1 protein-coding gene is annotated in these 609 nt (G+C 75.2%); it reads right to left on the bottom strand.

What is annotated here, in order from left to right; translation table 11 throughout:
* Positions 1-609 (bottom strand): TolB family protein (locus tag VB737_RS17235; protein WP_500314777.1); only part of this gene is annotated, 609 nt, incomplete at its 5' end.

The following is a 609-nucleotide window of genomic DNA, read 5'->3' as shown; positions in this document are numbered from 1 at the left end:
TCATGGGGCGTCACCCGGCGCGCCCCGCACGGGCAGTCCGGCGGGCAGGTCCGGCTCCAGCAGGGCGGTGAGGTCGTAGAGCTGCACCCGGGAGCGGCCGTCCCCCTCGGTGGCGATGGCGATGCGCCGGCCGTCGGGGGCCAGGCTGAGGCTGTCGGGCACCAGGCTCCCCGGCAGCGGCAGGCGGTGCAGCCGACCGGTGGCCCGATCCTCGATCACCACCCGCCGTTGCGGACCCTCCTGCACCAGCAGGGCCAGATAGCGGCCGTTCCAGCTCAGGGACGGGGAGCGGTGCGGCTGAAGCCGCTGCAGGTGGCGCAGGGGCAGCACCGTGCCGGAGGGCTGCTCCTGCAGCAGTACCGTGTCGCGGCCGTCGCGGCGCACCACACTGGCCAGCACGCGGCCGTTGCCACTCAGGGCCGGATCCTGACGATCGGCGCTGCCCCAGCCCACCGGGCCGGCGCTGCGGCGACCCCAGCTCCAGCTGCCGCAGCCGGAGAGCACCAGGGCCAGGAGCGCCAGCGCCAGCAGCGGACGGCGGGTGTCAGCAGGGCGACACAGCTGGCAGGGCGGGGGCTCAGTCGTCGAAACGGGAGCTGTTGTCCCTGG

The sequence above is a fragment of the Synechococcus sp. BA-120 BA3 genome, from assembly GCF_034931285.1.
GTDB lineage: Bacteria > Cyanobacteriota > Cyanobacteriia > PCC-6307 > Cyanobiaceae > Cyanobium.
The sequence above is the reverse complement of the archived record's forward strand: the minus strand, read 5'-3'. Positions and strand labels throughout refer to the sequence as shown.